7 protein-coding genes are annotated in these 8,627 nt (G+C 63.7%); 5 read left to right on the top strand and 2 right to left on the bottom strand.

The features are described 5' to 3' along the window. Positions 1-149: 149 nt before the first annotated feature. On the bottom strand, positions 150-1,298 hold the full coding sequence (locus tag ACVOMF_RS08135; RefSeq protein ID WP_481508822.1) for an acyl-CoA dehydrogenase family protein: 1,149 nt from the start codon (positions 1,296-1,298) through the stop codon (positions 150-152). A 127-nt stretch (positions 1,299-1,425) separates the two neighbouring features. On the opposite strand from ACVOMF_RS08135, the gene ACVOMF_RS08130 reads away from it, so the two are divergent. The 5 genes from ACVOMF_RS08130 (at position 1,426) to ACVOMF_RS08110 (ending at position 7,620) form a co-directional block, all read left to right on the top strand. Continuing rightward, positions 1,426-2,355 carry an ArsR/SmtB family transcription factor gene (locus tag ACVOMF_RS08130; RefSeq protein WP_481508821.1) on the top strand — a complete coding sequence of 310 codons (930 nt, stop codon included), beginning with the start codon at positions 1,426-1,428 and terminating at the stop codon, positions 2,353-2,355. 24 nt (positions 2,356-2,379) lie between these two features. Beyond that, entirely contained in the window at positions 2,380-3,459 is a 1,080-nt protein-coding gene (locus ACVOMF_RS08125; RefSeq protein ID WP_481508820.1) for a homocysteine S-methyltransferase family protein, read from the top strand. A gap of 10 nt (positions 3,460-3,469) precedes the next feature. After that, positions 3,470-4,072 carry a short chain dehydrogenase gene (locus tag ACVOMF_RS08120; RefSeq protein WP_481508819.1) on the top strand — a complete coding sequence of 201 codons (603 nt, stop codon included), beginning with the start codon at positions 3,470-3,472 and terminating at the stop codon, positions 4,070-4,072. Continuing rightward, positions 4,072-6,864, top strand: a complete 2,793-nt coding sequence (gene metH, locus ACVOMF_RS08115) for a methionine synthase (RefSeq protein ID WP_481508818.1) — start codon at positions 4,072-4,074, stop codon at positions 6,862-6,864. The genes ACVOMF_RS08120 and metH overlap by 1 nt, the downstream gene beginning before the upstream one ends. A gap of 72 nt (positions 6,865-6,936) precedes the next feature. Further along, the gene (locus tag ACVOMF_RS08110) at positions 6,937-7,620 is read left to right on the top strand and encodes a hypothetical protein (protein ID WP_296246169.1); all 684 of its coding nucleotides are present in this window, start codon (positions 6,937-6,939) and stop codon (positions 7,618-7,620) included. Between the two features lie 39 nt (positions 7,621-7,659). On the opposite strand, the gene ACVOMF_RS08105 is transcribed toward ACVOMF_RS08110, so the two are convergent. Beyond that, positions 7,660-8,559 (bottom strand): LysR substrate-binding domain-containing protein, encoded by a 900-nt coding sequence (locus ACVOMF_RS08105; protein ID WP_481508817.1) that lies wholly within the window; start codon positions 8,557-8,559, stop codon positions 7,660-7,662. Positions 8,560-8,627 lie beyond the last annotated feature (68 nt).

The following is an 8,627-nucleotide window of genomic DNA, read 5'->3' as shown; positions in this document are numbered from 1 at the left end:
CCGCCCCCGTGCGTGTTGGTTTTTTTTTTCCCCCCGCCGGCCCCCCCCCCCCCCCCCCCCCCTCCCCCCCCGCCCCCCCCCCCCCCCCCCCCCCCCCCCCCCCACTACATGAGCACATCTGCCGGGCATTGCCCGGCATTGCAGGGTGATCAGCGCACGCCCGTCTCGTTGCGGGCAATGACCAGACGCTGGATCTCCGAAGTGCCTTCGTAGATCTCGGTGATCTTGGCATCACGGAAATAACGCTCCAGCGGCATTTCCTTGGAATAACCCATGCCGCCGTGGATCTGCACCGCCTGGTGCGCGATCCACATCGCCGCTTCCGATGCGGTCAGCTTGGCCACCGCGGCCTCGGTGGAGAAACGCTTGCCCTGGGACTTGGTCCAGGCTGCGCGCAAGGTCAGCAGCATCGCTGCGTCCAGCTTGCACTTCATGTCGGCGATCTTGGCCTGGATCATCTGGAAGCTGCCGATCGGCGCGCCGAACGACTTGCGCTCCTTCACATAGGCAAGCGAGGCTTCATAGGCCGCGCGGGCGATACCCACCGCCTGCGAGGCAATGCCGATGCGGCCTGAATCCAGCAGGCTCATCGCGATCTTGAAGCCCTCGCCTTCCTTGCCGATCACATCTTCCGCTGCAGCGACGTAGTCCTGGAACTCGATCTCACAGGTCGCCGATGCACGCACGCCGAGCTTGGGCTCGGTCTTGCCGCGGCCGAAGCCCGGCTTGCTGGTGTCGATCATGAAAGCGGTGATGCCGCGCGAACGCTGTTCCGGGTCGGTCATCGCGAACAGCACGATATAGCGGGCCACCGGGCCGGAGGTGATCCAGCTTTTCTGGCCGTTGATCACGAACGAACCATCAGCCTGCTTGATCGCGCGGCAACGCATCGCGGTCGCGTCGGAGCCGGACTGCGATTCGGTCAGCGCGAACGCGCCAATCTCTCGGCCTTCGGCAATCGCCCGTACATAGGTCTGCTTCTGCGCCTCGGTGCCGTAACCCAGCAAGGCGTTGCAGAACAGCGAATTGTTGACCGACATGATGGTGGCATGCGCGGCGTCGGCAGCCGACACCTCGACGATGGCCAGCACGCTGGAAATCGGGTCCATGCCGGAGCCGCCGTACTCGACCGGCACTTCAATGCCCATCAAGCCGTTCTCGCCCAGCAGACGGATATTGTCCAGCGGGTACTCACCGGTAGCGTCGAAGTGCTCGGCGCTGGGGGCGATCTTTTCTTTGGCGATGCGACGCGCGACGTCCAGCAGCATCAGCTGCTCGTCGGAATAACTGAAATCCACAACACCCCTCCCAGGGTCTGATCAAGTTGCGATTGTAACCATCGCAACCCCATTCAGCCTATGCATCGCCTTGACCGAAACTGGCAACACAGGGAAAATATCTCTATATCGCGATAGGTAGATATTTATGGATCTGGAAGACTGGTCAACCCGTCTGAAAGTGTTCGCCGATGCGACGCGCGTGCGTCTGCTGACGTTGCTGGAACAGGAAGAATTGACCGTGGCCGAGTTGTCGGCCATCACCACACTGGCGCAGCCGCGCGTGTCCACCCATCTGGCCCGGCTCAAGGAAGCCAGCCTGGTGCGTGATCGCCGCGCAGGCGTCTCGGCGTATTACCGCTTTGACGAGGCTGCACTGGACCCGGCACAACGCGCATTGTGGCATGCCCTGAGCAGTGGCAGCGACGATCCGCTGCTGCGCCAGGACGCCGAACGCGTGCCGGCCGTGCTTGCCATGCGCGCCGCAGACCAGAACTGGGCTGACAGTGTCGCCGGCGACATGGAACGCCATTATTCGCCTGGCCGTACCTGGGAAGCGATGGCGCGCAGCGCCCTGCCCTTGCTGGAAACCGGCGACGTCCTCGACATCGCCTCCGGCGACGGCGTGCTGGCCGAACTGTTGGCTCCGCACGCACAGCGCTATGTCTGCATTGACACCAGCGCCCGCGTCGTCGCTGCTGCCAGCGAGCGCCTGCGCAAGTTGCCCAACGTGGAAGTGCTGGAAGGCGACATGCACAAGCTGCCGTTCGCCGACGGCAGCTTCGATCTGGTAGTGATGATGCACGCCCTCACCTACGCCGCCCAGCCGGCCAAGGCCGTTGCCGAGTGCGCCCGCGTGCTACGCCCGCAAGGCCGGCTGATGCTGTGCAGCCTGGCCCGCCACGAGCACAAGGCCGCCGTCGAGGCCTATGGCCACGTCAACCTCGGCTTCACCGGCAAGGAACTGCGCAAGTTCGTCGAGAAGGCCGGACTTGAGGTTTCCAGCCTGGAGACCGTGACCCGCGAGAAGCGCCCGCCGCATTTCGAAGTGATCTCACTGATCGCGCACCGCCCCTGATACCCCTACCTGGTTGATTGCCCCATGCACGCCCTGCCCTGGCTCCATCCCCAACGCGTCGCCAAGCTGCTCAGTGCGCTTGAACAGCGCATCCTGATCATCGATGGTGCCATGGGCACGATGATCCAGCGCCATCGTCTGGAAGAAGGCGATTATCGCGGTGCGCGTTTCGCTGGCGGCTTCGACAGCCAGCACCTGCATGGCGCAGGCTGCGAGCATGACCTCAAGGGCAATAACGACCTGCTGCTGCTGAGCAAGCCGGAAGTGATCGCCGGCATCCACACCGCCTACCTCGAAGCCGGTGCGGACCTGCTGGAAACCAATACCTTCAACGCCACCTCGGTCAGCCAGGCCGACTACCACCTAGAGCATCTGGTGTACGAGTTGAACAAGGCCGGCGCCCAGGTAGCACGTCAGTGCTGTGATGCGATCGAAGCAATCACACCGGACAAGCCGCGTTTCGTCATTGGCGTGCTTGGCCCGACCAGCCGCACTGCCTCGATCAGCCCTGACGTGAACGACCCAGGCTTCCGCAATACCAGCTTCGACGAGTTGCGCGCCACCTACCGCGAAGCCATCGATGGTCTGATCGACGGTGGCGCCGACACACTGATGGTGGAAACCATCTTCGACACACTCAACGCCAAGGCCGCGCTGTTTGCCATCGAAGAGGTATTCGATGCGCGTGGCGGCCGCCTGCCGATCATGATCTCCGGCACCATCACCGATGCCTCCGGGCGCACCTTGTCCGGGCAGACCGCCGAAGCCTTCTATGCCTCGGTTTCGCACAGCCAACCATTGTCGATCGGCTTCAACTGCGCACTGGGCGCCACCGATATGCGTCCGCATGTTGAAACGCTGTCGCAGGTATCCAGCGGCTATGTCAGTGCCCACCCGAACGCCGGCCTGCCCAACGCCTTTGGCGAGTATGACGAGACGCCCGAGGAAATGGCGACCACGCTGAAAGAGTTCGCCCAGTCTGGACTATTGAATCTGGTCGGCGGCTGTTGCGGCACCTCGCCCGATCACATCCGCGCCATTGCCGAAGCCGTTGCGGGGTTGCCACCGCGTGCGCTGCCGCTTGCTGCAGACAAAGCTGCCTGAGGACCACACAATGAAGAAGATCCTGCTGGTCGGTGCCAGTGGCACCCTGGGTTCGGCGGTTGCGCAGCATCTGCGACAACAGCACCAAGTCATCACCGCCTCGCGCTCGGACCCGCTGCACAGCGTTGATCTGCGCAGCGATGACAGCGTGACTGCGCTGCTGCAGGCGGTCGGTCCGCTCGATGCCATCGTCGCAACCACCGGCAGCGTCCACTTCGGGCCGTTGACGGAAATGAGCCCGGCGCAGTTCGCGCAAGGACTGCAGGACAAGCTGCTGGGTCAGGTACGTTTGGCCTTGCTGGGCCAACATCATCTGCGCGATGGCGGCAGCATCACCTTGACCACCGGCATCCTCACCGAACAACCGATTGCCCAAGGCGCCAGCGCCACCAGCGTCAATGCCGCCATTGAAGGTTTCGTTCGCGCTGCCGCGCTCGAACTTCCGCGCGGCCTGCGCATCAATGCAGTAAGCCCCAGCGTGCTGAGCGAAGCGCTGGACGCCTACGGCGACTTCTTCCCCGGCTTTGAACCGGTCACCGCCGCCCGCGCCGCGCTCGCTTACCAGCGCAGCGTCGACGGCATCGCCAATGGACAGGTTTTCAAGGTCTGGTAATGAGCAACGACACCGCAACCCACTACACTCGCCTGTCTGGCCTGGAACCGCTGGTCATCACTCCTGACCTGCTGTTCATCAACGTCGGCGAGCGTACCAATGTCACCGGCAGCGCGCAGTTCCGCAAGCTGGTCAAGGAAGAGCGCTACGAAGAGGCCGTCGACGTTGCCCGCCAGCAGGTCGCCAGCGGCGCGCAGATCCTCGACGTCAACATGGACGAAGGCCTGATCGATTCCGAAAAAGCGATGGCGCGCTTCCTCAACCTGATCATGTCCGAGCCGGATATCGCCCGCATCCCGGTGATGGTCGATTCGTCCAAGTGGAGCGTGATCGAGGCCGGCCTGAAGTGCCTGCAGGGCAAGAGCGTAGTCAACTCGATCTCGCTGAAGGAAGGCGAAGAACTGTTCATCGAACACGCTCGCCTGGTGCGCCGCTACGGCGCCGCTGCGGTGGTGATGGCGTTCGATGAAGTCGGCCAGGCCGATACCTGCGAGCGCAAGGTGGAGATCTGCACCCGCGCCTATCGCATCCTGACCGAGCAGGTCGGCTTTCCGCCGGAAGACATCATCTTCGACCCGAACATCTTTGCTGTCGCGACCGGCATCGAGGAACACGACAACTACGCGGTCGACTTCATCGAAGCCACTCGCATCATCAAGCGCACGCTGCCGCATTGCCATGTGTCCGGCGGCGTCTCGAACGTCTCGTTCTCGTTCCGCGGCAATGAGACCGTGCGGCAGGCGATCCACTCGGTGTTCCTGTACCACGCCATCAAGGCCGGTATGGACATGGGTATCGTCAACGCCGGCGCGATGCCGATCTACGATCAGCTCGACCCGGAACTGCGCGAGCGCGTGGAGGACGTGATCCTCAACCGCCGCCGCGACGGCACCGAGCGTCTGCTGGAGATCGCCGAACGTTACAAGGGCAAGAAAGGCGAAAAGAAGGTCGAAGACCTGGCCTGGCGTGATCGGCCGGTGCGCGACCGTCTTGCCCATGCACTGGTGCAGGGCCTGGATGCCTGGGTGGAGGAAGATACCGAGGAGGCCCGGCAACAAGCCTCACGCCCTCTGGACGTGATCGAAGGCGCGCTGATGGATGGCATGAACGTGGTCGGGGACCTGTTTGGCGCCGGCAAGATGTTCCTGCCGCAGGTGGTGAAATCAGCACGCGTGATGAAGAAGGCCGTGGCCTACCTGTTGCCCTTCATCGAAGAAGAGAAGGCGCGTACCGGCGATGTCGGCAAGTCCAACGGCAAGATCATCATGGCCACGGTCAAGGGCGACGTGCACGACATCGGCAAGAACATCGTCGGCGTGGTGCTTGCCTGCAACAACTTCGAGGTGGTCGACCTTGGCGTGATGGTGCCGGCACAGAAGATCCTGGACGCCGCCCGCGCGGAGAATGCCGACATCATCGGCCTGTCCGGCCTGATCACTCCCTCGCTGGAGGAAATGAGCCATGTCGCCAAGGAAATGCAGCGGCAGGGCTTCGAGATGCCGCTGATGATCGGCGGTGCCACCACCTCGCGCGCGCACACCGCGCTGAAGATCGACCCGTTCTACAGCGCACCAACGGTGTGGGTGAAGGACGCCTCGCGCGCCGTCGGCGTGGCCCAGTCGCTGATCTCGCGCGAGCTACGTGCCAGCTTCGTCGCCGCCAACGATGCCGACTACGCCGACATCCGCCAGCGCCATCGCAACCGCGGTGACGCCAAGCGCCTGGTCTCGCTGGAGCATGCGCGCGGCCAACGCTTTACCTGCGACTGGAGCCAGTACACCCCGCCGACGCCGAACCAGCCGGGCGTGCATGTGTTCGACAACTATCCGTTGGAAGATCTGCTGCCTGTCATCGACTGGACGCCGTTCTTCCAGGCCTGGGAACTGGCTGGCAAGTACCCGGCGATCCTGACGGATGAGATCGTGGGTCCGCAGGCCAGTGATCTGTTTGCCGATGCACAGGCGATGCTGAAGCGGATTGTTGATGAGAAGTGGCTGACGGCGCGGGCTGTGTTTGGGATCTGGCCGGCGAACGGTAACGGCGACGATGTGCACATCTCCCTTCTCCCTCCGGGAGAAGGTGCCCGAAGGGCGGATGAGGGTGCGACATGCCAGCCATCCCTCACTCCTCGTACCCTCACCCCAACCCCTCTCCCGAAGGGAGAGGGGCTTGAACAGCAAACCCTGCACTTCCTCCGCCAGCAGGTCGACAAGCCGGTCGAACGGCCCGACTTCTGCCTGGCCGACTTCATCGCGCCAGCAGACAGCGGCAAGCAGGATTGGATCGGTGCCTTCGCGGTCACCGCCGGCATCGGTATCGATGAACACGTTGCCCGTTTCGAGGCCGACCACGACGACTACAACGCCATCCTGCTCAAAGCCTTGGCCGATCGTTTGGCCGAAGCCATGGCCGAGCGCCTGCACCAGCGTGTGCGCACCGAGTTCTGGGGCTACGCCAAGGATGAGCAGCTCGACAACGAGGCGTTGATCGCCGAAAAGTACAGCGGCATCCGCCCAGCGCCGGGCTATCCGGCCTGCCCCGAACACAGTGAAAAGCAGACCATCTTCCAGCTGCTGGACGCGCAAGGGATCGGCATGTCGCTGACCGAGAGCTTCGCCATGCTGCCTACCGCGGCGGTGTCCGGTTACTACTTCAGCCATCCGCAAAGCCAGTACTTCGTGGTTGGCCGGGTGTCGCGCGAGCAGGTCACCGACTACGCCAAACGCAAGGGCGTGGATCGCGCGCAGGTGGAGCGCTGGCTGGCCTCCAACCTCGATTACGACCCGGAATAAGCCGCAACTGCTGGCGGCGACAACCGCGCCGCCAGCGCCTATCCTGCCAGCTGCCCTCCAAGCCCATACCCCATGCAAAGCCGCAATGCAGAGCTGATTCGCAAGCACGCCGCACCCGGCCGTATCGGCCTGTGTGGCACGGATGACTGGGTCGGCAAGGCGATCCGCAAGGCGCAAGCGCCGCTGACCCAGGACGGTCACCGCAGCCTGTGGTCGCACGCGTTTCTGTTCAGTGAGCAACGGCTGGACGGTCATTGGTGGGTGTTGGAGTCGGACCTGGACCTGCGCAATCGTCAGCTGCGGCTGGGCGCGCAGGAAAACCGCGCTGATCGTTACTTCGACGACGAAGCCTTCCCGAACCTGGCCATCCTCGATTTCGGCCTGGATGCCGCACAGACCCACAAGGTACAGATTGCCGCGCTGGACCTGCTGTCAGGGCTGTCCAGCTACTCGCTGAGCGAGCTGGTCGGCACCTTGTTTGCGATGCACAGCACCCGCCTGCGTCGGCGCAGCAACCTGCTGTCCAAGGAAGGCGCCCTCTACTGCTCGGCGATGGTGCAGCACTGCTATGCCGCGGCCGGCATCGATCTGCTGCCGGGCGTTCACGGCAAGAACGTCGCACCGCAGGACATCTACGACGCCGCCCTGCCCCACACCACCCACTCGTTGATCCGCGACCTGGGCATTTCCAGCCTGCGCCGCTTCACCCATGGCGCCAAAGAGCTGCTGGATACGCCGGTCGAAGACCTGTTCTGACGTAGTTGGCAGTCGCCAGCTACCCAGCTGGCGCAGATCTCAGCCCATTTCCTGCTCAAGCATCTGGATCAGCAACGCGGCCAAGGCCTTGGCTTCCGGGTCCGCGGACGGGCGGTGCAGGACCGCCAGCTCGACGCTGTCGATACGCGGCAAGCCGGACTCCACCCCCAACACCACGTGCCCGGCCGTCATCGCCCGCGCCGGCAACAGGCTGATGCCCAAACCATCGGCAACCGCTGACTGGATGCCACCAAGGCTGGAGCTGGTGAAGCTGATGCGCCACCGCCGCCCCAGGCTTTCAATCGCGTCGATCATGTCTTCGCGGTACATGCCACGCGGCGGGAACGCCACCAGCTGCACCGGCTCCGTCCCGAACGAGGGACTGCTGGCACTGTCCACCCAACACATCGGTTCCGGCCAGCACGCCACGCCCTCGCGGCTGCCACGCCGTTGCTTGACCAGGATCAGGTCGAGTTCGCCGCGGTCGTAACCCTCGGCCAAGGCGCGACTCAAGCCGCTGCTGACCTCCAGCTTCACCCGCGGATAGGCCCTGGTGAACTCAGCCAACACCGGCGTGGTACGTCCTGCAGCGAAATCTTCCGGCACCCCCAGCCTTATCACCACCGCCGCACCATCGCCCGACAAGGCTTCTGCCAGTTGCTCGTTGAGCGACAACATCCGCCGGGCGTAGCCCAGCACGGTCTCACCGATGTCCGTCGGCCGCACATCGCGCACCCCGCGATCAAGCAGGCGGTGCCCGGCAAGGTCCTCCAGCCGGCGGACTTTCTGGCTGATGGTCGATTGGGTGGAATGCAGACGCGCGGCGGCTGCGGTGAAACTGCCGCAGTCGGCCACCATCACCAGCGCCCGCAGCAGGTCCAGCTCGAAGTACACCCTATTTGTTTTTGAACTGGACTCGACCATGACATTTAATTTCACGATGACTCGCCGCACTTGTAGCATCGCCTGCAGGTTTGGGCAAACGCCCTACCTAGCTGCAAGCGCAC

The organism is Stenotrophomonas sp. STEN022, from assembly GCF_056760155.1.
The sequence above is the reverse complement of the archived record's forward strand: the minus strand, read 5'-3'. Positions and strand labels throughout refer to the sequence as shown.